17 protein-coding genes are annotated in these 23,235 nt (G+C 73.4%); 6 read left to right on the top strand and 11 right to left on the bottom strand.

Features of this window, described 5'->3' with window-relative positions:
* Window positions 1–387 precede the first annotated feature (387 nt).
* From EL245_RS03705 to EL245_RS03715, 3 genes are all read left to right on the top strand, one after another.
* Window positions 388–2,829: a HelD family protein gene (locus EL245_RS03705; protein WP_408608387.1), complete on the top strand. Its 2,442-nt coding sequence runs from the start codon at window positions 388–390 to the stop codon at window positions 2,827–2,829.
* Window positions 2,830–3,051: 222 nt separating this feature from the next.
* Window positions 3,052–4,908 (top strand): AMP-binding protein, encoded by a 1,857-nt coding sequence (locus EL245_RS03710; protein WP_408608397.1) that lies wholly within the window; start codon window positions 3,052–3,054, stop codon window positions 4,906–4,908.
* A complete protein-coding gene (locus tag EL245_RS03715) occupies window positions 4,905–6,665 on the top strand; it encodes an AMP-binding protein (RefSeq protein ID WP_126381918.1) in 1,761 nt (586 codons plus the stop codon). Before EL245_RS03710 ends, EL245_RS03715 begins: the two co-directional genes overlap by 4 nt.
* An 18-nt stretch (window positions 6,666–6,683) precedes the next feature.
* Here EL245_RS03715 and dapA read toward each other — a convergent pair whose 3' ends face one another.
* Complete coding sequence (gene dapA / locus EL245_RS03720) at window positions 6,684–7,580, bottom strand: 4-hydroxy-tetrahydrodipicolinate synthase (RefSeq protein ID WP_126381919.1); 897 nt, start codon at window positions 7,578–7,580, stop codon at window positions 6,684–6,686.
* Between the two features lie 109 nt (window positions 7,581–7,689).
* Between dapA and EL245_RS03725 the strand changes: the two genes are divergently transcribed.
* Window positions 7,690–8,352, top strand: a complete 663-nt coding sequence (locus EL245_RS03725) for a GNAT family N-acetyltransferase (protein ID WP_126381920.1) — start codon at window positions 7,690–7,692, stop codon at window positions 8,350–8,352.
* A 100-nt stretch (window positions 8,353–8,452) separates the two neighbouring features.
* Here the strand turns inward: EL245_RS03725 and EL245_RS03730 are convergent, their stop codons facing one another.
* From EL245_RS03730 to rbfA, 9 genes are all read right to left on the bottom strand, one after another.
* Window positions 8,453–8,920, bottom strand: coding sequence for a hypothetical protein (locus tag EL245_RS03730; protein ID WP_126381921.1), 468 nt, complete (start codon window positions 8,918–8,920; stop codon window positions 8,453–8,455).
* Window positions 8,921–9,156: 236 nt separating this feature from the next.
* Window positions 9,157–9,915, bottom strand: coding sequence for a 4-hydroxy-tetrahydrodipicolinate reductase (gene dapB, locus EL245_RS03735; RefSeq protein ID WP_126381922.1), 759 nt, complete (start codon window positions 9,913–9,915; stop codon window positions 9,157–9,159).
* A gap of 82 nt (window positions 9,916–9,997) precedes the next feature.
* Window positions 9,998–11,362 (bottom strand): M16 family metallopeptidase, encoded by a 1,365-nt coding sequence (locus tag EL245_RS03740; protein WP_126381923.1) that lies wholly within the window; start codon window positions 11,360–11,362, stop codon window positions 9,998–10,000.
* Window positions 11,363–11,529: 167 nt separating this feature from the next.
* Entirely contained in the window at window positions 11,530–13,887 is a 2,358-nt protein-coding gene (locus EL245_RS03745; RefSeq protein WP_126381924.1) for a polyribonucleotide nucleotidyltransferase, read from the bottom strand.
* Window positions 13,888–14,237: 350 nt separating this feature from the next.
* A complete protein-coding gene (gene rpsO / locus EL245_RS03750) occupies window positions 14,238–14,507 on the bottom strand; it encodes a 30S ribosomal protein S15 (RefSeq protein WP_126381925.1) in 270 nt (89 codons plus the stop codon).
* Window positions 14,508–14,730: 223 nt separating this feature from the next.
* The gene (locus EL245_RS03755; RefSeq protein WP_126383977.1) at window positions 14,731–15,750 is read right to left on the bottom strand and encodes a bifunctional riboflavin kinase/FAD synthetase; all 1,020 of its coding nucleotides are present in this window, start codon (window positions 15,748–15,750) and stop codon (window positions 14,731–14,733) included.
* A gap of 151 nt (window positions 15,751–15,901) precedes the next feature.
* A complete protein-coding gene (locus EL245_RS03760; protein WP_126381926.1) occupies window positions 15,902–16,150 on the bottom strand; it encodes a hypothetical protein in 249 nt (82 codons plus the stop codon).
* A gap of 73 nt (window positions 16,151–16,223) precedes the next feature.
* Window positions 16,224–17,324, bottom strand: a complete 1,101-nt coding sequence (gene truB, locus EL245_RS03765) for a tRNA pseudouridine(55) synthase TruB (protein WP_232009856.1) — start codon at window positions 17,322–17,324, stop codon at window positions 16,224–16,226.
* A complete protein-coding gene (gene rbfA / locus EL245_RS03770) occupies window positions 17,321–17,827 on the bottom strand; it encodes a 30S ribosome-binding factor RbfA (protein WP_126381927.1) in 507 nt (168 codons plus the stop codon). The genes truB and rbfA overlap by 4 nt, the downstream gene beginning before the upstream one ends.
* Before the next feature lie 241 nt (window positions 17,828–18,068).
* Here rbfA and rarD point away from each other — a divergent pair, with 241 nt between their 5' ends.
* Window positions 18,069–19,001 (top strand): EamA family transporter RarD, encoded by a 933-nt coding sequence (gene rarD, locus EL245_RS03775; protein ID WP_408608388.1) that lies wholly within the window; start codon window positions 18,069–18,071, stop codon window positions 18,999–19,001.
* Window positions 19,002–19,270: 269 nt separating this feature from the next.
* Complete coding sequence (locus EL245_RS03780; protein ID WP_126381928.1) at window positions 19,271–20,236, top strand: restriction endonuclease; 966 nt, start codon at window positions 19,271–19,273, stop codon at window positions 20,234–20,236.
* Between the two features lie 166 nt (window positions 20,237–20,402).
* On the opposite strand, the gene infB is transcribed toward EL245_RS03780, so the two are convergent.
* Window positions 20,403–23,234 (bottom strand): translation initiation factor IF-2, encoded by a 2,832-nt coding sequence (gene infB / locus EL245_RS03785; protein WP_126381929.1) that lies wholly within the window; start codon window positions 23,232–23,234, stop codon window positions 20,403–20,405.
* Window position 23,235: the final 1 nt, after the last annotated feature.

The following is a 23,235-nucleotide window of genomic DNA, read 5'->3' on the forward strand; positions in this document are numbered from 1 at the left end:
CTCCTCCCGAGGTCAGTGAGCTCCGTCCACGGTACCGGGAGCGGGCCGCGACCGCCGCGACCCTCGCCAGGGCCGCAGCCCTCCTCCCGCACCTGAGCAACGCCGTGCCACCAGCGCCTGTTCCCGGAGGCGGTTGCGGTCTCGGCCACCCGAGGTGCGGGCCGGCCACCGCCCCCACCCCGGGACCGGGTCTGGTCCCTGTGCCCGCCGTGCTGCCTGAGCCCTCCGAGATGCCTTCCTCCGTACCCTCCGTGCCGTCGATGGTCCATAATGGACGGCCTCGCGCCGCGCCCCGGCCGACCGGCGGTCGCCGGCTCGACCAGTGGTACGGTCGCGCCGCCCGTGCGCAGCCGTGGCTGCGCGCCGTCCGCGCCCCAGAGAGGTCATGTGAACCTGCCCAGCGACTCCGATCCCGCAGCAGCGGCCGACAGCTCCAGGACCACGGGGGACACCACCCGTCAACGGGAGGTCGCCGCCGAGCAGGAGGTCGTCGACCTGGCCTACGGCGAGCTCGACCGCCAGCTCGACGAGGCCCGGCGCTCCCTGGCGGCCACCGAGGCCCGCGGAGCCTCGGGCACGCACCAGGCGCGCGGGGAGCGCGACGCCTACGCCGCCCACTACTCCTCGATCGTCTCCGGCCTGGAGGGGGTCGAGGACCGGCTCGTCTTCGGACGGATGGACCTGGCCTCCCCCGCCGTCGCCGAGGCAGGCCCGTCCCGAGGCGGGACGGGCAGCCCGGTGACCAACGGAGGCCTGCGACACTACGTGGGCCGTACCGGCCTGCAGGACGCCAGGTACCGGGAGGTCGTGCTCGACTGGCGCGCCCCGCTGGCGCGGGCCTTCTACCAGGCCACCGCCTCCGACCCGATGGGCCTCGTGCGACGCCGGCACATCGACACCGCCGACCGCACGGTCAGAGGCCTGGAGGACGAGCTCATCGACGTCAGCGCCCTGGCCCCCTCCCAGCGCGCCGGGGAGCGCCTCGACGTCGAGGGGCTTCAGGGCGAGGGCGCCCTCATCGCCGCGATGTCGGCGGGTCGCGACGGTCGGATGGGTGACATCGTCGCCACGATCCAGGCGGAGCAGGACCGCGTCGTGACCTCCGACTCCCCGGGGGTGCTCGTCGTCCAGGGCGGTCCCGGGACCGGGAAGACGGCGGTCGCCCTCCACCGGGTGGCCTACCTCTTCTACGCCGAGCGCGAGCGGCTCGAGCGCTCCGGGGTGCTGCTCCTGGGCCCCTCGCGCACCTTCCTGCGCTACGTCGAGCAGGTACTGCCGTCCTTGGGAGAGACCGGGGTGGTCTCCACCACCCTGGCGGACCTCGTGCCTGGTGTGCACGCCCGCGGCACCGAGTCGGCTCAGACCGCCGAGGTCAAGTCCCGCGCCGTGTGGGCCCAGATCCTGCGCCGCGCCGTGCGGGACCTCCAGCGCCTGCCCGACTCCCCCCGGCCGATCCGGGTCGAGGGCACGACCCTCAGGCTCGAGCCGGCCGACGTGCGCGAGGCGCAGGCCCGTGCCCGACGCAGCGGCAAGCCCCACAACCTGGCCCGGGAGACCTTCGTGCTGTGGCTCCTCGAGCGCCTCACCGACCAGATGGCCGCGGCGACCCGTCAGGACGCCACCGACGCCGACACCCGCGCGTGGATCCGCGAGGACATCCGGACCGCCCGGGACGCCCGTCGGGAGATCAACCTGTGCTGGATGCCGACGACCCCCGAGGGGCTGCTCGAGCGGCTGCTGTCCCGCCCCGCGGTCCTGGAGCGCCTGGCCCCTGAGCTCGATGCCCCCAGCAGGGCGCTGGTCGCCCGGCCCGCCGGATCCGAGCTGACCCCCGCCGACGTCCCCCTCATCGACGAGCTCGCCGAGCTGCTCGGTCCCAGCGCGGACGCCCAGGCGCGCCGGACCCGCCTGGAGGCCCAGCGCCGTGCCGAGCTCGTGGCCTACGCCGCCCAGGCCATCGAGTCCCAGGAGCTGGGCGACGGGATGGTCAGCGCCGACATGCTCGCCGACCGCATGGAGGACCGCGGCCCCTCGCTCTCACTGGCCGAGAGGGCCCGAGCCGACCGGACCTGGACCTACGGGCACATCGTGGTCGACGAGGCCCAGGAGCTCGGGGCGATGGCGTGGAGGGCCCTGGCACGCCGCTGCCCGGTGCGCTCGCTGACCGTCGTGGGCGACCTCGACCAGTTCTCGGGTCCCCACCGGCCGCGCTCGTGGCACGAGGTCCTGTCCGAGCTGGGCACGGGGCGGGCGAGGCGCTCGGCCGCGGCACCGACGACGCCTGTGCGCGAGGAGGTGCTCACCGTGTGCTACCGCACCCCCGCCACGGTCATGAGGGCGGCCGAGTCGCTCCTGGCCGCCCTGGGGCAGCCCCCCGTCTACCCGGTCCGCTCGGTGCGCGACCTGCCCGACTGCCTCGAGGTCGAGGACCTGTCCGCGACGACGGCGGCCACCGACGACCAGGAGTGGGCCAGCAGACTGCGGGCGGCGGTCATCGCCGAGCGCAGGCGCCTGGACGAGGCGCTGGGAACCGGTGGCGGGCGCCTGGCCGTCATCACCGACCAGGCCGACTCAGGCCGGGTCGCCGCGATCCTGAGCCAGGACCCCGGGCTCGCCCGTGCGATGGAGGCCCCCGGCGGGGACGTGCTGCGCAGCCGCGTCGCCGTCATGGGCCCCCGACTGGCCAAGGGGCTGGAGTTCGACACCGTCGTGCTCGTCGACCCCGCGCGCCTGGGAGGCGTCAGCCCCGGCGACCTCTACGTGGCGATGACCCGCCCCACCCGTCGGCTGCGCGTCGTCTCGCGCGTCCCCCTGCCCGCCGGGCTGTGACGGGCGGCCGGCGCCGGGTCAGGACGGACCGGACCGCCGCCTCGCAGGGTTACGGCACCGTAGGTTACCGTTGCGCCAGGCCGTGGCACGCGCCGCACGGCGCAGGAACAGCCGTGGAGGGGAGCAGATGTGAGCACTCACGACCAGGTCGGTCCGTCGTCGGCTGAGGCCGAGCGGGTCCTCGGTCCCCACGACGCCCCGCAGGCCCCGGGGAGCCCCGGGATCCCGGGGGTCCCCAGGACCATCGCCCCGGTCACCGAGCCCTTGTCGCGGATGCTCGACGACGCCGTGCGCCGCCACCCCGACCGGGTCGCCCTGGACTTCATGGGCCGTACGACGACCTACCGTCAGCTCGGTGAGCAGGTCGCGCGGGCCGCTGAGGCGCTGCGACGCCTGGGCGTGCGCCGTGGCGGGGTGGTGGCGGTGGTCCTGCCCAACTGCCCCCAGCACGTGGTCCTGGCCTACGCGGCCTGGCGTATCGGGGCGGTCCTGGCCGAGCACAACCCGCTCGCCCCGGCCTCTCAGCTGCGCGAGCAGATGGAGATGCACCGCGGCACCGTCGTCATCGCCTGGGAGAAGACCCTGGCGCGGGTGGTCCAGGCCGCAGGCTCCCTGGCCGCCGCCGGCCTGGGGGGCAGGTCGGTGCACGCCGTCGACCTGTCCCGCGGCCTGCCGTGGACCAGCCGCGCCGCCCTGCGCCTGCCGGTGGCGGCCGCCCGCTCCCGGCGCCGGGAGCTGCGCGGGCCCGTCCCTGCGGGGGTGGGCTCCTGGGACGAGCTCGTGGCGGCCACACCGCCGCTGGCCTCCGGGCACCCGCTGCCCGGGGTCGAGGACACCGCCGTCCTGCTCTACACCGGGGGCACGACCGGCACCCCCAAGGCGGTCAAGCTCACCCACGCCAACGCCCGCTCCAACGCCGAGATGTCCCTGGCATGGGCCTCGCGCACCTGCACGGAGGGCGAGGAGACCTTCTACGCGGTCCTGCCCTTCTTCCACGCCTTCGGCCTGAGCCTGTCGCTGCTGTGCGCCGTCGGGCTCGCAGCCACCCAGGTGGTCCTGCCCAAGTTCAGCGCCGACCTCGTGCTGGCGGCCTGGAGGAGACGGCCCGCGACCTTCTTCCCCGGGGTGCCGGTCATGTTCGACAGGATCGTCACCCGGGCTCAGGCCACAGGGGCGGACCTGTCGAGCTGCAAGATCGCCGTGTGCGGGGCCGCGGCCAACCCCCGCGCCGTGGCCGAGGCGTGGGAGGAGGCTACCGGCGGGGTCATTATCGAGGGATACGGCATGACCGAGGCCTCCCCCATCATCCTGGGCAACCCCATCTCCCCCGAGCGGCGCCCCGGGGCGCTGGGCATCGCCTACCCCTCCACCGAGGTGCGGCTGGTCGACCCCGAGGACCCGGCCACCGAGGTCGCCCCCGGGCAGGTCGGCGAGCTCGTCGTGCGCGGCCCCCAGGTCTTCGCCGGGTACTGGGACAACCCCGAGGAGACCGAGGCCGTCATGCTTCCCGGCGGGTGGCTGCGCACCGGCGACCTCGTGCGTCAGGAGCCCGACGGCTTCTACGTCATCGCCGACCGCCGCAAGGAGCTCATCGACTCCGGAGGCTTCAACGTCTACCCCACCGAGGTCGAGGCCGCCGTGCGCTCGATGCCCCAGGTCGCCGAGGTCGCCGTGGTCGGGCTGCCGGCGGACTCCGGTCACGAGTCGGTCGTCGCCGCCATCGTCCCCAAGGAGGGGCAGAGCGTCACCCTCGAGCAGGTGCGCGAGTGGGCGGGGGCCACCCTGTCCAGCTACGCCCTGCCTCGCCAGATCGCCATCTTGTCCGAGCTGCCCCGCTCCCAGATCGGCAAGGTGCTGCGCCGGGTCGTGCGCGAGGAGCTTCTGGCGGCCCGGGAGGCGGCCTCCGGGGCGGCCAGCGCCGCGGCGAGCGCGGCCGCCTCGGCCTCCCACAGCGCCGCCTCCGCCCTCGTGGGCCGCCTGGGCGAGGCCGGCGAGTCACGCTCGACCACCGCCGCGCCCGCCCCCCAGCAGGGCTCCGGCCAGCCCGGGCCCCGGTCGGCCGGCGAGGAGGCCCGGTGAGCGCGTCGACCGAGGCCCGGGACCGCACCACCGGGCAGGACACCGCCCCGGACAGCTCCGCCTTCCACCGCCCCCACTACCTTCCGGGCGTACCCGCCCTCATCGAGGTCCCGCAGACTCACCTGGGCGAGCTGCTCGAGACGGCGGCGGCCTTCTACACCGACCGTGTCGCCCTCGACTTCATGGGCGCCACGCTCACCTACGGCGAGCTGCTGGCCGCCTCTGAGCGCGCCGCGCAGGTGCTGCGCGAGGCCGGCGTCGGTCGGGGGGACCGGGTGGCGCTCATCATGCCCAACTGCCCCCAGCACGTCGCCGCCGTCTACGGGGCGCTGCGACTGGGTGCGGTGGTCGCCGAGCACAACCCCCTGGCCCCCGCCGAGGAGCTGCGGGCCCAGCTCGACCACCACGGGGCGCGGGTCGTCATCGTCTGGGAGAAGGGCGTCGACAAGATCCTGGCCCCCGGGGACCAGGAGGCCGACGGCCTGGGCGGGCGCACCGTCTTCGCCGTCGACCTGTCAGCGGCGATGCCGGCGCGTCTGCGCGCGGCCCTGCGCCTGCCGGTGGCGCGGGCACGCGCCACCCGCGCCACCTTCAAGGCCACCGGGCTGCCGGCGGGGGTGCGCTCCTGGGACAGAGAGACCGCCCGGGCCCGCCGCCTGCCCTCGACCTGGCCGACACCGCAGGGGCAGGACCTGGCGGTCCTGCTCCACACCGGGGGCACGACGGGCACCCCCAAGGCCGCCATGCTCACCCACGCCAACCTGCGAGCCAACGCCAACCAGGCGATCGCCTGGGTGCCGATGCTCCACGAGGGCGGTGAGACCTTCCTGGCGCTGCTGCCCTTCTTCCACGCCTTCGGCCTGACCTTCAACCTCCTGTGCGCCGTGCAGAAGGCCGCGACCCAGGTCATGCTCCCGAGCTTCGACGTCGACGCGGTCATGGCCGCCCACCGCCGACGCCCGGCCACCTTCTTCGTGGGCGTGCCGGTCATGTTCGAGCGGATCCTGCGCGCCGCCCGGGCCGCCGGGGTCGATCTGGGCACCCTGCGCTACGGGGTGTGCGGGGCCGCCCCGATGCCCCGGGAGGTCGGGGCCGCCTGGGAGGAGGCCACCGGAGGCTTCTTCGTCGAGGGCTACGGGATGACCGAGACCAGCCCCATCGTGGCTGGCACCCCGATGGGCGCCAGCCGGCGCCTGGGCGCGCTGGGCCTGCCCTTTCCCTCCACGGACGTGCGCGTCGTGGACCCCGAGGACCCCGATCCCGAGCATGAGGTGCCCGACGGCGAGCCCGGGGAGCTGCTCGTGCGCGGCCCGCAGGTCTTCGCCGGCTACTGGCGTGACGAGGAGGCCACCGCTGCCGCGATGCTGCCCGGTGGGTGGCTGCGCACCGGCGACATGGTGCGCCGCGAGGACTCCTTCCTGTGGATGGCCGACCGCAGGCGTGAGCTCATCCTGACCGGCGGCTTCAACGTCTACCCCTCCCAGGTCGAGGCGGCGGTACGCACCCTGCCGGGGGTGGCGGAGGTCGCCGTCGTCGGGCTGCCTGACGGAGCCTCCGGGGAGAGCGTGTGCGCCGCGGTCGTCCTCGAGCCGGGAGCACGGGTCACCCTGGAGCAGGTGCGCTCTCACGCCGAGGCGATGCTGCCGCGCTACGCCCTGCCGCGTCGGCTCGAGGTCCTCGAGGAGCTGCCGCGCTCGGTCATCGGCAAGGTGCTGCGCCGCGAGGTCCGTGAGGGGCTGCTCGCCGGCTCCGACTGATCCCGGGGCCAGCGGGCCCTACAGCAGGCCGCAGTCCTCCAGCGTCTGCTTGAGCGCGGCGACCTCCTGGGCGCCGGCGCGCACGAGCGGGAGGCGCAGCTCGGCGCAGGGGATGCGTCCCTGGAGCAGGAGGGCCTCCTTGGCCATGACGGCCCCCTGCCCACCGCCCATGATCGCTCGCACGAGGGGACGCATCCGCTGGGCGACCGCCCGGGCGCCGGCCAGGTCGCCGGCGTCGACCTCTGTGATCATCTCGCGCCAGGAGTGGGCGTCGGCGTGGCCGACCACGGAGACGACCCCGGAGGCGCCGTGGGCCAGCCAGGCGAAGTTGAGGCCGTCGTCACCCGAGTAGTACTCCAGGCCGGTGGCCTCCATGCGCTGGAAGCCCTGCTCGACGTCTCCCGTGGCGTCCTTGACCGCCAGGACCCGGTCGTGCTCAGCCAGGCGCGCCAGGGTGGCGTCCTCGATACGCACCCCGGTGCGCCCGGGGATGTCGTAGACCATGACCGGCAGCTCGGTCGCCTCGACGACGCTCATGATGTGGCGGTAGACGCCCTCCTGGCTGGGGCGGTTGTAGTAGGGGGCGTTGATGAGCAGGCCCTCGGCGCCGGCGGCCTGGGAGCCCACACCGATGCGCACCGCGTGGGCGGTGTCGTTGGATCCGGCTCCGGCCACGAGCATCGCGCGTCCCGCCAGCGCGTCCTTGACCTCCCTCAGGAGGTCCTGCTTCTCCGGCAGGTGGGTCGTGGGGGCCTCTCCCGTGGTCCCCGACAGCAGGATCATGTCGGCGCCGTCGTCGACGAGGGTGACGGCCAGGCGCTGGGCGGCCTCGACGTCGACCTCGCCCTCGGGGGTGAAGGGCGTGACCATGGCCACGCCGACGGATCCGAAGGACCGGTGGGGCAGAGCACTCATGGCCAAAGCCTAACGAGGTTGTGCGTGCCCGTGTGGAGGGACGAGGGCCTCGTTCCGGGGACGGCGGGACCCAAGGTCCCCACGGTGCGCGTGCCGCTAGGCTCGTGCCATGTCCTCGTCAACCGAGCCCCTGCCCTCCGGGGAGCCCAGCGCCCCCTCCCCCGCTGAGCCCGTCCAGGACCGGGACCCGGTGGCGGTCGGCGGGGGCTTCGTGCGCGAGGCCCGGCCTGAGGACCTTGAGGCGATGGGGCGTCTTCACGCCGCCGCGATGCTCGCCTCCCTCGAGGCGGCGCACACCGGTGAGCACGGCGGCCCTGGCCTGCCCGCGGGGGTGCGCGCCCTGGTGAGCGCACCGGTCGTCGCCGCCGGGTGGCAGGAGGCGGTCGCGCGACCGCCCTCAACCGACCACCGGGTGCTCGTGGCGATCAGCGATGAGGGGGCCGGGCAGCAGGTCGTCGGCCTGGCCGGGCTCGCCCCGGTCCACGGAACGCCGCCCGCGGGCGACCAGGGCGGCGACCAGCGGGGCGCTGAGCTGACGGCACTCGCTGTCGACCCCGCCCATCAGCGCCGCGGGCACGGTTCTCGGCTGCTGGCGGCCGCCGTCGAGCACGCCCGGACCGCGGGCGCCGAGGTCCTGCTCATCTGGGTGCCACGGGGCGACCCGTCCCTCGCCGGTCTCCTCACGGGCGCCGGCCTGGCCCGGACCAGGTCGCGCCGCGAGATCCCGGTGGGCGACGGCCTGGTCGAGGAGCTCTGGGCCGCGGAGGTGTGACGCCCTGTCCTGCGAGCACGATCGTTCGCCTGAGGCCTCCGCTACCACGACCACTATCGACTGCGCACGCCGCCCACCTGCGACGGACTCGCGCCCCAGCTCAAGCAGGACGAGCCGCGTGAGCGCGGATGATGCCCCTGAGAAGGAGTGCGTTGACGCCGCTGATGAGGACAAGAAGGGGTGGCGCCGCTGCCACGATAATGTCATCAGGCACCGGCAGATCTGTTGTGAACAACATGTAGCCGTCCTGCGGAGAGTTGTTGAAGACCGCGCTAATGAACAGCACGACGTGTACGTAGCTCGCCTTCTTGGCCCAGTCAATTCGGGACTGATCAGCCTTCCTGAGGATCCACCACCACGCGACATGCTCCGTTGCTAACACCAAGAACACGATCACAGCGTTTCGTGCTTCGAGGGCGTCGAGCAGTCGCTGCTGTGAGGTTCCCAGACTGACGGCGTAAGCACAGCAGCCCAGCGCGCCAGCGAGAAAAAGAAGTCGTGCGATGATCAGTCTTGAAGAGACTGATATCCTCGTATCCGATGCCGGTGCCTCTACTTCGTCACTCATCGGACACCTCCCGGTTGTCCTTCTGCGGAGCTTCTACGGATGGTGGCTGGCGAAGATGCCGTGAACTACTCGCTCATTCGGCGCCGTTCAGACTATACGTATGTGATTGCCAACACAAGAATGCAGAGTATGAGGTCTATCACGTATCGCTAGGTGTGCTACCACCGTGGGAGGTGTCCTCGCTCTGAATGGAGGAGCCGCACGCTCCGGTCACCTGCGGTCCCCACCCAGGTCGATCAGCCCGCCAGGTCGATGAGCTGGTCCAGGCCGATGGTGAGCCCGGTGCGCCCGCCCACCTCGCGCACCGCGAGGATGACTCCGGGCATGAAGCTGGACCGGTCGAAGCAGTCGGTGCGGATCGTCAGCTGCTCACCGGGGTTGCCCAGTACGATCTCCTCGTGCGCGGTCAGCCCGCGCAGGCGCACCGCGTGGACGTGGACGCCGTCGACCACCGCACCGCGCGCGCCGTCGGGGTCGGACTCGGTAGCGTCGGGCACTGGGCCCAGCCCCGCCTCAGCCCTGGCGGCGGCGATGCGCCGGGCGGTGGCCACCGCCGTGCCCGAGGGGGCGTCCACCTTGGCCGGGTGGTGGAGCTCGATGACCTCGGCCGACTCGAAGTAGCGGGCGGCCTTGGCCGCCAGGGACATGGCGAGCACCGCCGACAGGGCGAAGTTCGGGGCGATGAGGACGCTGCGGCCCTCGGCCTGCGGCCGGGCCAGGTGCTCACGCACCCGGTCGTAGGCCTCCTCGTCCCACCCGGTCGTGCCGACGACGACGTCGAGACCGGCGTCGAGCAGGGCGTGCACATTGGCCTCGGTGACATCCGGGACGGTGAAGTCGACGGCGACCCGTGCGCTGGCGAGGGTGGCCGGTGAGATCTCGTCGCCCGCGTCCAGCCGGGCGACGAGCTCCATGCCCTCAGCCTGCTCGACAGCACCGCAGACGGTCGACCCCATGCGCCCTGCGGCGCCGATGACAGCAACACGAATGGTCATGGGACCAGCCTAGCCCCAGGCCTGCGCCTCCGAGCAGCCCCGACCCGGCCCGAGCAGTGCCTCCCGTGCCACCCCAGCCGGGTCAGGCAGGGCCGACGAGGGCACGGGCACGCTCGTGGGAGGCGAGCCAGGCGGCGAGCTCACGCACCTGCTCGGCGGTGACCGCCTCAAGCAGGCGCAGGTTCTCCTCCATCGAGCGCAGGCGCCCGGTCGTCACCTCCGCACGGCCCAGGCGGCCCATGCGGGCCAGCGAGTCCTCGCCGCCCAGGACCATGGCGCCGCGGATCTGCCCCCGGGCTCGGGTCATCTCGCGCTCGGTGACCCCGTCAGCGGCGAGGCGCTCGAGCTCCCCGGACATGAGGGCGCAGACCTCCGTGACGTCCCGGGGAGCGCATCCGGCGTACATGCCAAAGGCCCCGGCACCGGCGTAGGAGGTGTCGAAGGCAAAGGTGGAGTAAGCCAGGCCCCGCTTCTCGCGGACCTCCTGGAACAGGCGTGAGGACATGCCACCGCCCAGGATCGTCGTGAGCACGCTCATCGTCCAGCGGCGCTCGTCGCGCGCGGGGATGCCCTGGCAGGTGAGGTAGACGTGGGCCTGCTCGGTGTCCCTGACCACGGTCACGTCGTGGACCGTGAGCGCGGTGAGCGGCTCGGTCTCGAAACGACGGGGCCGCGGGACGGCCGTCGCGCAGGTGTCCCACCCGGCGGCGGCCAGGTCGGCCGCGACCCGCTCGCAGACCTCGTCGTGGTCGACGGCACCGGCCACGGCCACGACGAGGGAGTCCGAGGAGTAGGTGCGCCGGTAGTGCTCCCACACGGCGTCGCGGGGCACCGCGGTCACCGTCTCGTAGGTCCCTCCGATCGGCCGCCCCAGGGGCGTGGACTCTCCGAAGGCGGCGCGGGAGAAGGCCTCCTGGGCCACGTCGACCGGGTCGTCAGCGGCGTCGGCCAGCTCGGAGACGATGACGCCGCGCTCGGTCTCGACGTCCGCGGGGTCCAGGAGGGAGGAGGTGACCATGTCGGTGACGACGTCGAGCGCCCTCCCCACGTCCTTGCCCTGAACACGGGCGTAGTAGGAGGTGTGCTCCTTGGCGGTGGCCGCGTTGGACTCCCCGCCGATGAGGTCGAAGGCCTCGGCGATGGCCCGGGCGTCACGGGAGGCGGTCCCCTTGAACAGGAGGTGCTCGAGGAAGTGGGTCGAGCCCTCCTGGCCCGCCGCCTCGTCGCACGAGCCCACGCCGAACCACGCCCCCAGCGCGGCCGAGCGCAGCCCGGGAACCGACTCGGTGACGACGCGCACCCCGCCGGGAAGGATCGACCGGCGCAGGATCGCGCCGTCGTCGACCAGGTGGAGCTCGGTAGCCGGATCGCCGGCGGCCCCCCGCTCGAGGCTGACCTCAGTGAAGCTGGTCGCGGCCTGTGCGCCGCGGGTCGATGGGTTGGTCACCGGGCGAGCCTAGCCGCCCCGGGCCGCACCGTCTGCCGCGGGAAGCCCGGTCCTCGCCGACGGCGTAGCGCCGGTCGTCACGCGCACGGGACACCGGGGTGGGTGGGAACGCGCCGGGGGCCAGGCGGCGGCACGCAGCCTCCACCTGGCCCCCGGGGCCCGAGGACTCACTCCTCGTCAGCGGACTCCACGGTGCGCGTACGGCGACGGCGCGGGCGGCGCTCACGGCGCTCGGCGTCCTCCCCCTCGCCGCGCTCCCGGCGCGGGCGGCGCTCACGGCGCTCGCCCTCGGAGCGGTCCTGAGCCTCCGCCTCGGCGGCCAGCTGCCCGTCGGAGAGCACCGCGTGCAGGCTCAGCTTGCCGCGCGGGTCGATCTCGGCGAGCTCGACCTGGACCCGGTCGCCGACCGTGAGGACGTCGTCGACGTTCTCCACGCGCTTGCCGCCCACAAGTCGACGGATCTGCGAGATGTGGAGCAGACCGTCCTTGCCCGGGGACAGCGACACGAAGGCGCCGAAGGTCGTGGTCTTGACCACGGTGCCCACGAAGCGCTCGCCGATCTCGGGCATCTGCGGGTTGGCGATGGCGTTGACCGCGTCGCGGGCGGCCTCGGCCGAGGGTCCGTCCGAGGCGCCGATGTAGATCGTGCCGTCGTCCTCCACGGTCAGGTCGGCGCCGGTGTCCTCCTGGATCTGGTTGATCATCTTGCCCTTGGGGCCGATGACCTCGCCGATCTTGTCCACCGGGATGCGCACGGTGAGCACGCGCGGGGCGGTAGGAGCCATCTCGTCGGGGCCGTCGATGGCCTGGGCGAGCACGTCGAGGATGAACAGGCGCGCGTCGCGGGCCTGCCCCAGGGCCCCGGCCAGGACCTCCGAGGGCAGGCCGTCGAGCTTGGTGTCGAGCTGGAGGGCGGTGATGAACTCCCGGGTGCCGGCGACCTTGAAGTCCATGTCGCCGAAGGCGTCCTCGCTGCCCAGGATGTCGGTGAGGGTCGCCCACCGGGTCTCGCCGTCGATGACCTCATGCATGAGGCCCATGGCGATGCCCGCCACGGGGGCGCGCAGCGGGACGCCCGCGTTGAGCAGCGCCAGCGTCGAGGCGCACACCGAGCCCATCGAGGTCGAGCCGTTGGAGCCCAGGGCCTCGGAGACCTGGCGGATGGCGTAGGGGAACTCCTCACGGCCCGGCAGCACCGGCACGATGGCCCTCTCCGCGAGGGCGCCGTGACCGATCTCGCGACGCTTGGGGGCGCCCACCCGCCCGGTCTCGCCGGTGGAGAAGGGCGGGAAGACGTACTGGTGCATGTACCGCTTGTGGGTGACCGGGGACAGGTCGTCGACCTGCTGCTCCATGCGGAGCATGTTGAGGGTGGTCACGCCCAGGATCTGGGTCTCCCCGCGCTCGAAGATGGCCGAGCCGTGGACGCGGGGCAGGACCTCGACCTCAGCGGCCAGGGTCCGGATGTCCTTGAGGCCGCGGCCGTCCATGCGCACGCCCTCGGTCAGGGTGCGGTGGCGCACGAGGTTCTTCGTCACCGTGCGGAAGGCCGCCTTGAGGGCCTTGGCGTCCTCCTCAGCCGGGTAGGCCTCGGCGAGGTCGGCCAGGACCGCCTCGCGCACGGCCTCGATGGCCTCGTCGCGGGCGTGCTTGCCCTCGGTGGCGATGGCGGCAGCGAGGTCCCGGGCCGCGGCGGCCTTCTCGACGGCCTCGTACTGCTCGTCGGTGTAGTCGAAGTACAGGGGGAACTCGGCAGTGGGCTTCGAGGCGCGCTCGGCGACCTCGAGCTGAGCCTGGCACAGGGCCTTGATGTGCGGCTTGGCCGCCTCCAGGCCCTCGGCGACGACCGCCTCGGTGGGAGCCACGGAGCCCGCGGCGATGAGGTCCCAGGCGTTCTCCGTGGCACCGGCCTCGACCATCATGATCGCCACGTCGCCGGACTCCAGGACGCGGCCCGCCACGACCATCTGGAAGGTGGCGCGCTCCATCTCGGAGTAGCGGGGGAAGGCGACCCAGTGGCCGTCGATGAGGGCGATGCGGGTGCCGGCCACCGGCCCGGAGAAGGGCAGCCCGGCGATCTGGGTCGACATGGAGGCGGCGTTGATGGCCAGGACGTCGTAGGCCTCATCGGGGTGGATGGCCAGGACGGTCTCGACGACCTGGACCTCGTTGCGCAGGCCCTTGACGAAGGAGGGGCGCAGCGGACGGTCGATGAGACGGCAGGCGAGGATCGCGGCGGTGCCGGCGCGGCCCTCACGACGGAAGAAGGAGCCGGGGATACGGCCGGCGGCGTACTGCCGCTCCTCGACGTCGACGGTCAGGGGGAAGAAGTCGAACTGGTCCTTGGGGTGCTTGCCCACGGTCGTGGCCGACAGGATGGCGGTCTCGCCGTCAAGGTAGGCCATGGCGGAGCCCGCGGCCTGCTTGGCCAGGCGCCCGGTCTCGAAGCGGACCACCCGGGTGCCGAAGGTTCCGTTGTCGATCACTGCCTCGGCGGCGGTGACCTCGGGGTCATCAATGAACATCGTCGATGTGTCTCTTTCTCAGTGCGATCAGCGGCCGGGCCGTGGCCTTCGATCGAGGCCCACGGACCTCGCGCCGCGTGCGCGATTGCCGGAGGCCACCACCGAAAACCGACGGGGTCGGCCACCGTGCGCGCGGTGTGTGCCCCGCGTGCACGGAGCTGCATCCGGGGCGCGCCGCCGGAGTCCTACCGGTTCGAGCACGCGGATGCAGCCTTGCTGATCTTAGCGCGGTCGGGTCGATCCGCGAGATACCAGCCCGCCGTGGCGGCGTGAGATCGGCCGCGCGCCCGCAAGCGCGCCGCGGCCCCGCCTCCAGGCTGGAGACGGGGCCGCGGCGAGGGCGCAGGGCCTCAGCGGCGGATGCCCAGACGCGCGATGATCGAGCGGTAGCGCTCGATGTCCTCCTTGATGAGGTAGTCGAGGAGGCGGCGGCGCTTACCGATGAGCAGGTAGAGGCCGCGGCGCGAGTGGTGGTCGTGGACGTGGGTCTTGAAGTGCTCGGTGAGGTTGGAGATGCGCTCCGACAGGACCGCGATCTGCACCTCGGGGGAGCCGGTGTCACCCTCGTGGGTGGCGTACTCGGCGATGAGCTGGCGCTTGCGCTCGGGGGAAATCGACACGGTGGCTCCTTTGAGTGTTGTCGTTGCGCGGAGCTCCGGGGCGGGTTCTCCCGGGCATGACTGGTCCGCGGCCGGCTTGGACGGCCCGCCCACTGTACCAGCGCCTCCGGCCCCGCCCACCGGCCCGGGGGGTGTCGTCGCGCACAGGGAGCAAGGACGTCCGCCGTACCGCCCGGCAGCACAGACGGCAAGCGGGGAGCCTGCTGGCGGCCTCAGAGGACCTTCAGGCCCTGCCCTGGGGGGTCGGGACGGGGACGCCGAGCACGCCCGCGGTGTCGACGACGTCCTGGCGCATCTGGGTCAGCAGCGGCTCGAGGCCGTCGAAGGCGAGCATCGGCCGCAGGTAGTCGACGAGCTCGATGGCCACGACCTCGCCGTAGAGGTCGAGGTCGTCCCTGCCCAGGACGTGGGCCTCGACCGTGCGGGTCGGCACGTCGTCGAAGGTCGGGTTGGTGCCGATCGAGATGGCTGCCGGCAGCCGCTCCTCGGCGTCGTCGCCCCCGGCTCCCGGGGAGCGCACGAGCCACCCGGCGTAGACGCCGTCAGGGGGTACGACACCCGCGCTGGCGGCCTCGAGGTTGGCCGTGGGGAAGCCGAGCTCCCGGCCGCGGCGCATGCCGTGGACGACCGTGCCGCGCAGCCGGTGGGCGTGACCGAGGACGTCGGCCGCACCGCGCATGTCCCCGCCCTCGAGCAGCTCACGCACCCAGGTCGAGGACCACCGCCGGCCACCGGGGGCGCGCACGTCCGCCACGATCTCGACCTCGACGCCGTCTGCGGCGCAGATCTCGCTCAGGCACCGGGCGTCACCGCTGTTGCCCCGCCCGAAGCGCACGTCCTCGCCCACGACGACCGCCCTGGCACCCAGGAGGCCCTCGAGCCAGGTGCGCACGAAGCGTTCGGGGCTCTGGTCGGCGAAGGCCAGGGTGTAGTGGATGACGAGGACCGCGTCCAGACCTGTCGTGGCCAGGGAGGTGAGGCGGTCGGCGAGCGAGGCGACCATCGGCAGGTGGGCCTCAGGCCGGTGGACGAGGACCGGATGAGGGTCGAAGGTGACCGCCACCGCCAGGGGGCGGGTGCCGTCAGGGCGGGACATGGCCCGGGCGCGCTCGACCACCCGGGTCAGGATCGCCTGGTGACCACGGTGCACCCCGTCGAAGATGCCGATCGTCACCACGCTGCCCGGCCCCCCGGGCGCGCTCACAGCCGCGGGCACCCCGTCGGCGCCGTACCAGACCTCCACTGCGGACATCCCTGTTCTCGATCCACTCCGGCAGGACCCTGGGCCCACCGACCTTGCTCGTCCCACACTGCCACGTCCGGGCGGGGAGGCGCGACCCGCACGACCTGCCGGTGCCGGCTCAGTGCCGGTTCAGTACCGGTCCGGTGCCGGCTCAGTGCCGGTGGCCTCCGTGCCCACCGCAGCCGCAGCCGCCGCCCCCGCAGCCGCAACCGCCACGGCCGGAGGCGCCGGCGTCCCGCAGGCCCAGGTCGTTGCCCGCCTTGCGTTCGGGCACGACGCCGGAGGCGACCTCCTCAGAGGCGACGGGCTGGACCACGGCGGGGGCCTCGGCACGCTCCGGGGTCGTGACGTGGGCCGGACGGTGCTTGCCACAGCCGCAGCCCGAGGTGTTCTCGCTCATCGGTTCCTCCTGGATCCTGGTTCATCGGCCCGCTTCCTCCGCCCGACCCGTCTGAGCGCCTGTCGGCAGACGCTCACGCGGGGTCCAGGACGAGGACGGGGCGGACCCGCCCGTCCCTGGAGGTCAACAGTGCCACGACCCGGCCGTCCGGGTCGAACCCGGCAGCCACCACACGCGCCCCTCCCGGCGCCCGCACAGGCTCCGGACCGGCAGGCCGCCGGTCGGCGGGCACCTCCCCCTGTACCCGGGAGAGCACCTCAGGGGACAGGGTCTGACCGTGACGCACGCGGCGCGCCTCGTCGGATGTCAGCACGAGAACGGCGAAGCAGCGCCGGGCGACCTCCGACACGGCGATGACGTCGAGGCCCTCGGCCGGCAGGCGGCAGGCCGCCCGGTCGACGTCCCGGGCGAGCTCGGTCACGGTGCGGGACTCCCCGACGTCGAAGGGACCGACCCGTGTGCGTCGCAGCGCGGTCAGGTGCGCCCCGGTGCCCAGGGCGCGGCCGATGTCCCGGGCCAGCGCGCGCACGTAGGTCCCCGAGGAGCACCTGACGCCCAGGTCCAGGTCGACCACGGCCGTCCCGTCCTGCGCGGTGGCGGACCGTGGCCCGCCGCGCACGACGATCTCCTCGACGACCACCGGACGGGCCGCGAGCTCAACCGTCTCGCCGTCGCGCACGCGGGCGTAGGCCCGCACGCCGTCGACCTTGATGGCCGACACCGCGCTGGGGACCTGCATGATCCGCCCGGTGTGCGCCGTCATCACCTCGGCCAGGCGGCGCTCGAAGGCCGGGGCGCCGCCCTCCCAGCTGTCAGGGGCCGGGCAGCCCGGGGCGCTGACCACCTCGGAGTCGGCGTCCTCGGTCCCTGTCTCCTGCCCGAGGCGGACCGTCGCCTCGTAGGTCTTGCCGGCGCCCACGAGGTAGGTCAGCAGCCGGGTGGCCCGCCCGGTCGCCAGGACGAGCAGTCCCGTGGCCATCGGGTCCAGGGTGCCCGCGTGCCCGACCTTGCGGGTGGCGCCCATCCGGCGCACGAGGGCGACGACGTCGTGGCTCGTCAGGCCCGCGGGCTTGTCGACCAGGAGCACCCCGTCCCCGGCCGCGACCGCCCCGCGCGGGACCTGCGGCCGCGGCACACGGTGCCCGTCCGGCCCAGGGGCGGCGTGCCGGCTCACCTGGCGTCCCGGTCCTGCCCGGTGTCCTCGGCGCCCTCGCGGCGGTCCCCACGGTCCTCGTCGGTGTCCGCGCGCTCCTCGTCGCGGTCCTCGTGCTTGTAGGGGTCGGCCTCCCCCGCGTAGGTGGCGCCCGCTGAGGAGCGGGCGATCTCCTCGTCCTTGGCCCGCGCCTGGGCCAGCGCGTCCTCGAAGGTCCTGGCCTGGGTCGGCAGCGCGTCGAGCTGGAAGGTGAGCGAGGGAGTCAGCCGGATACCCAGCGCCTTGCCGACCTCGGAGCGGATGAGCCCCGTGGCCGAGCGCAGGGCGGCCGCGGAGTCCCGGCGGTCCTCGTCCGAGCCGTAGACGGTGTAGAAGACCGTGGCCTGCTGGAGGTCACCCGTGACCCGCACGTCGGTGACGGTCACGAAGCCCAGGCGGGGGTCCTTGATGCGTCCCTGGAGGAGACGGGCGACGGTCTCGTGGATGCGGTCAGCGACCCTGCGGGCGCGGGCGGCGTCAGCCATGTCGGCCTCCTGAGATGGCAGGTGGGTGGGCTGGTGAATTGTGCCAGACACCGACCCGCGCTCGCTGCGGCGCGCCTCACGCGGCCACCCGCTGCTCCCGGCGACCCGACGGCGCCGGGCTCTTCTAGTCTTCGGGGGTGGGGCCGTGGTTCCCGGCCTCCCGTGCCGGAGGCACGCCGCCGCCCCGTCAACGCACCCGTCAAAGTCCCCGTCAACGCACCCGTCAGAGGAGGTCCTGCCCGTGGGAGCGCACCCTGGTCCCCCGCGCCGGCCGACGAGCCTGTCGGGGACCGGGGCCGCCATGGTCCTGGGCTGCTACCTGCTGTGGGGGTTCTTCCCGCTCTACTTCAAGCTGCTCGACGCAGCGGGGGCGATGGAGATCATCGGTCACCGCATCACCTGGACCCTGGTCACCTGCCTCGCGCTCGTCGCGCTGCTCCACCGGTGGGACAGGCTGCGCTCGGTGCTGGTCCGACCACGGTTGGTGGGGTCGCTGTGCCTGAGCGCAGCGCTGGTCACCGTCAACTGGAGCGTCTACGTCTACGGGGTCAACACGGGTCGGACCGCGGACGCCGCTCTGGGCTACTTCATCAACCCGCTGGTCACCGTGGCGCTGGCGGGCCTCGTCCTGCGCGAGAGGCTGCGCCCGGCGCAGTGGGCCGCCATCGCCCTGGCCTCCTTCGCGGTCCTCGTCCTCGTGGTCATGCAGGGCTCCCTGCCGTGGATCTCCCTGGCCCTGGCCTTCTCCTTCGGCCTGTACGCCCTGGTCAAGAAGCGCGTGGCGGGGCAGGTGGACGCGCTGACCGGGCTGACGGTCGAGAGCGGCGCGGTCCTGCCCCTGGCACTGGGCTACCTGGCCTGGCTGTCGGTCACCGGCGCCTCGGGCCTCCAGGGGCCGGGGGCCGGCACCGCCCTCGTGCTCCTGCTCCTGGGCGCCGGACCGGTGACCGCGGTGCCCCTGCTTCTCTTCGCCGCCGGGACCCGCAGGGTCCCGCTCACGGTCGTGGGCCTGAGCCAGTACATCGCGCCGATCATCCAGTTCCTCCTGGCCTGGGCGGTCTTCGGTGAGCACATCTCGACCTGGCGCTGGGTGTCGATGGTGCTCGTGTGGTCGGCGGTGGCGGTCTTCGCCGCCGACGTCCTGCTCCAGGCCTCCCGCGGCCCCCGGGCCTGAGCACCCCGAGCCACCGCCGGGTCGCGGTGAAATCACAGTACGGTGACACTTGGGCGACGACGCTGGTACGGGGCTTTCCAGGGACTCGCTCGCCACTACCATCCTCGCAGCGATGTGCTGAGGGCGACGCCGCCCCTCACGGACGCTCACCGGTTCCCCCCTCCCCCGCGGCCCGCCGCGACCTTCCCTGCCCCGGCGGTCCCATCGCGGCCACGGGCCGGCAGGCCCGTGGGGTCGGACCTCGTCACGGACCTGGAAGGAGCGCGAGCATGGGTGACGCCCTGTCGGGATGGAGGGACCTCATGGGCCTGGTCCCCTTGACGGCCACCTTCTCCCCCGCCTCGCTCCTGCTCGCGGTGGCCGGGCTCGCCGTCATCTGCCTGGTCCTGGTGAGCCTGCGCTGCACCACCCGGGCCTGTCGGCGCACCCGTGCCGGACGCGAGCTCGGCGTCACCATCCCCCGGGGATTCCGTGTCGGCCGCTCCCAGCGCCTGCGTCGGACAGGCTCCTACCACCTGTCCTACCCCCGGTGGCGCTACGCCCGGCAGGACGGGACCCGCGACCACCGGCGCTCAGGAAACCACGTCGTCAAGAGTTGGTCGGTGCTCGAGGTCGACCGCTGGCGGCTGACCTCCAAGGACGTCCTGGCCATGTACGACCTCGTCCTGAGACTGCGGGCCGCGGGTGTCGAGGTCGCCTACTCGCGCCACGAGCAGACCAAGCTCCGCGCGATCCAGGCCCGCACCCAGGACCGGGGCTCAGCAGCAGGTCTTGACGGCGTCATCGCTGAGTTCGCCAACCGGCCCACTGGCTTCGAGGCCTTCTGCGCCGACCTCTTCCGCGGCATGGGCTACCAGACCGAGCTGCCCGGCACCCGCGGCGGGTTCGACCTGCGGCTGCGGCGCGACGGGACGACCTCGATCGTGGGCTGCGCCTGCCGTCCCAGCGACCGGGGGGTCGGGGCTCCGGCGGTCCACAAGCTCCACGGGGCCAATATCGTCGAGGGCGCGGACTCCATGATCGTGGTGAGCACCGGCTCCTTTACCCCCGACGCGGTCGACTTCGCCCAGCACGCGGGCGTCGACCTCATCGACGGGGACCGCCTGCGGGCCATGTGCCACCGCGTGTGGGGCGCCGCCCTCCCGCCGTCGGCCTCCCCCGAGGGCAGCGTCGAGCTGAGCCTCGAGGAGCTCCTCACCGGCTTCCCGATCGACATGCGCCACCGCTCCATCTGAGGCTCCACCTGAGCCCCTCGCCCACGTCTCGGCGCCCGAGCACCCCGGGAGTCTCGAGGCACCCGGCCGCACCGGCCACCGCAGGGCCCACGCGCTGGTCCCCGGCCCACCAGGGGCCGGGGACCAGTGTGCGCACCGGGTGCGCGGGAGCCGGTCGGGCTCAGGATCAGCCGCGAGGCTTCTCGCGCATCTCCCAGGTCTCGATGACGTCGCCCTCGGCGAGGTCCTTGAAGCCCAGGTTGATACCGCACTCGTAGCCCTCGCGGACCTCGGTGACGTCGTCCTTCTCCCGGCGCAGCGTCTCGATCGACAGGTCCCTGCCCACGATGACGCCGCCGCGCACGAGACGGGCCTTGGCACCGCGCCTGATGATCCCCGAGCGGACGATCGAGCCGGCGATCGAACCGAACTTCGAGGAGTGGAACACCTGCCTGATCTCGGCCGTGCCCAGCTCGACCTCCTCGTAGATCGGCTTGAGCATGCCCTTCATGGACGCCTCGACGTCCTCGAGGGCCTGGTAGATGACCGAGTAGAACTTCATGTCGACGCCCTCGCGGTCGGCCAGCTCGGCGACCCGCTCGGCGGGCCGGACGTTGAAGCCGATGATGACCGCGGAGTCCACCGTGGCGAGGTTGACGTCGTTCTGCGTGATCGCACCGACACCGCGGTGGATGATGCGCAGAGCGACCTCCTCGCCGACGTCGATCTTGAGCAGCGAGTCCTCCAGCGCCTCGACCGCACCCGAGCTGTCGCCCTTGAGGATGAGGTTGAGGGTGTCGACCTTGCCCTCCTTGAGGACGTCGGTGAGGTTCTCCAGCGAGACGCGCTTGCGGCGCTTGGCCAGCAGGGCGGCGCGCTCGGCGGCCTCCCGCTTGTCCGCGATCTGCCGAGCGGTGCGGTCGTCGGGGGCGACGATGAAGGAGTCGCCTGCGCTGGGCACGCTCGTCAGACCCAGGACGAGAGCCGGTCGGGCGGGTCCCGCCTCCTCGATCTGCTGGCCGTGCTCGTCGAACATGGCCCGCACTCGCCCGTAGGCGCTACCCGCCACGATGGGGTCGCCGACCCTGAGGGTGCCGCGCTCGACCAGGATCGTCGAGATGGCGCCGCGCCCCTTGTCCAGCTTGGCCTCGATGGTCACGCCACGGGCGTCGGTGGCCGGGTTGGCCCGCAGGTCGAGGGCGGCGTCCGCGGTGAGCAGGACCGCCTCGAGAAGCCCGTCGATGTTGAGCCTCTGCTTGGCGGAGATGTCGACGAACATCGTGTCGCCGCCGTACTCCTCGGGCACGAGGCCGTACTCGGTGAGCTGACCGCGGATCTTGTCCGGGTTGGCGCCCTCCTTGTCGATCTTGTTGACGGCCACGACGATCGGGACCCCCGCCGCCTGGGCGTGGTTGAGGGCCTCGACCGTCTGGGGCATGACGCCGTCGTCGGCGGCCACGACGAGGATCGCGATGTCGGTCACCTCGGCGCCCCGTGCACGCATGGCCGTGAAGGCCTCGTGACCGGGGGTGTCGATGAAGGTGATCGGACGGGTCTCGTCCTCGAGGTGGACCCGAACCTGGTAGGCGCCGATCGACTGGGTGATGCCACCGGCCTCGCCCGCCACGACGTCGGTGGAGCGGATCGCGTCGAGGAGCTTGGTCTTACCGTGGTCGACGTGACCCATGACCGTGACGACCGGGGGCCGCGGGAGCAGGTCGTCGTCGGCCTCGCCGGCCTCCTCGGCCTCCAGGTCGATGTCGAAGGACTCCAGCAGCTCGCGGTCCTCGTCCTCGGGCGAGACGATCTGGACGTTGTAGCCCAGCTCGGCACCGAGCAGCGCGAAGGTGTCCTCGTCGAGGGACTGGGTGGCCGTGGCCATCTCGCCCAGGTGGAACAGCACGGTGACAAGCGCCGCCGGGTTGGCGTTGATCTTCTCGGCCAGGTCGGTCAGCGTGGCGCCCTGGCGCACGCGCACCGGGGTGGAGCCGTCGCCGCGCGGGACGATGACACCGCCGATCGACGGAGCAGACTGCTGCTCGAACTCCTGGCGCTTGGCCCGCTTCGACTTGCGCCCGCGCGGGGCGCCTCCGCCACGTCCGAACGCGCCCTGGGTCGAGCCGCGTCCACCGCGCCCGCCGCGGGGGCCGCCGAAGCCGCCGCCGCTGCGCGGCGCACCGGTGCCGCCTGCGCCCGGGCCGCGCCCACCGGGACCGGGACGACCGCCCCGGCCGCCCTGGCTACCGCGGGCCGGAGCACCGGGACGACCGACCGAGGAGGTCCCCGGCATCATCCCGGGGTTAGGACGCGGGGGGCCTGGGCGGGGGCCGCCCTGGGGACGGGGACCGCCGGAGCCGCTGGGGCGCGGGCCGCCCTGGGGGCGAGGACCGCCGGAGCCCCCGGGGCGGGGCATGCCCTGGGAGGAGGCGAAGGGGTTGTTGCCCGGGCGCGGCGCCCCCGGACGCGGGCCGCCCTGGGGACGGGGACCGCCGGAGCCCGCACCGCGGGGCTGGCCGCCACGCCCCCCGGGGCGGGGCATGCCCTGGGAGGAGGCGAAGGGGTTGTTGCCCGGGCGCGGCGCCCCCGGACGCGGACCCGGGGTCGGGACCGGCCGGGAGGGCGAGGCCGAGGCCGCAGCCTCGGCGGGCGTGGGCCGCTCAGCCGGGGGCTGCGGGGCTGCAGGTGCCGGCGCCTTCGGCACGGCGCTCGGGGTGGGGGCCGTCCTGGCGGCGGGGGCCTCGGGTGCGGCCGGTCCCGGGCGCGGCGCCGGTTTGGGCGCGGGCCTGGGCGCCGGCTTGGGGGCGCTGGGCCGGGGGGCCCGGGGCGCGTCGTCGCCGGCCGCCGCCTGGGCGCCGAAGTGCTCCCGCACTCGCCGGGCGACGGGGGGCTCGACCGCGGAGGAGGCCGCCTTGACGAACTCTCCCTGGTCCTTGAGCCAGGCCAGGATCATCTTCGAGGTGATCCTCTTGCCAGTGGGGTCGAGCTCCTTGGCGAGCTCATGAACGCGTGGTTTAGCCACT

The sequence above is a fragment of the Actinomyces howellii genome, from assembly GCF_900637165.1.
In the GTDB taxonomy this organism is placed as follows: Bacteria; Actinomycetota; Actinomycetes; order Actinomycetales; family Actinomycetaceae; genus Actinomyces; species Actinomyces howellii.

Excerpts from the sequence above, each read along its gene's own strand:
- rbfA (WP_126381927.1), bottom strand. The coding sequence starts at position 17,827 with ATGGCTGACGCCGCCCGCGCCCGCAGGGTCGCTGACCGCATCCACGAG.
- EL245_RS03780 (WP_126381928.1), top strand. The coding sequence starts at position 19,271 with ATGGGTGACGCCCTGTCGGGATGGAGGGACCTCATGGGCCTGGTCCCC.
- EL245_RS03760 (WP_126381926.1), bottom strand. The coding sequence starts at position 16,150 with ATGAGCGAGAACACCTCGGGCTGCGGCTGTGGCAAGCACCGTCCGGCC.
- EL245_RS03730 (WP_126381921.1), bottom strand. The coding sequence starts at position 8,920 with ATGAGTGACGAAGTAGAGGCACCGGCATCGGATACGAGGATATCAGTC.
- EL245_RS03745 (WP_126381924.1), bottom strand. The coding sequence starts at position 13,887 with ATGTTCATTGATGACCCCGAGGTCACCGCCGCCGAGGCAGTGATCGAC.
- dapB (WP_126381922.1), bottom strand. The coding sequence starts at position 9,915 with ATGACCATTCGTGTTGCTGTCATCGGCGCCGCAGGGCGCATGGGGTCG.
- EL245_RS03725 (WP_126381920.1), top strand. The coding sequence starts at position 7,690 with ATGTCCTCGTCAACCGAGCCCCTGCCCTCCGGGGAGCCCAGCGCCCCC.
- dapA (WP_126381919.1), bottom strand. The coding sequence starts at position 7,580 with ATGAGTGCTCTGCCCCACCGGTCCTTCGGATCCGTCGGCGTGGCCATG.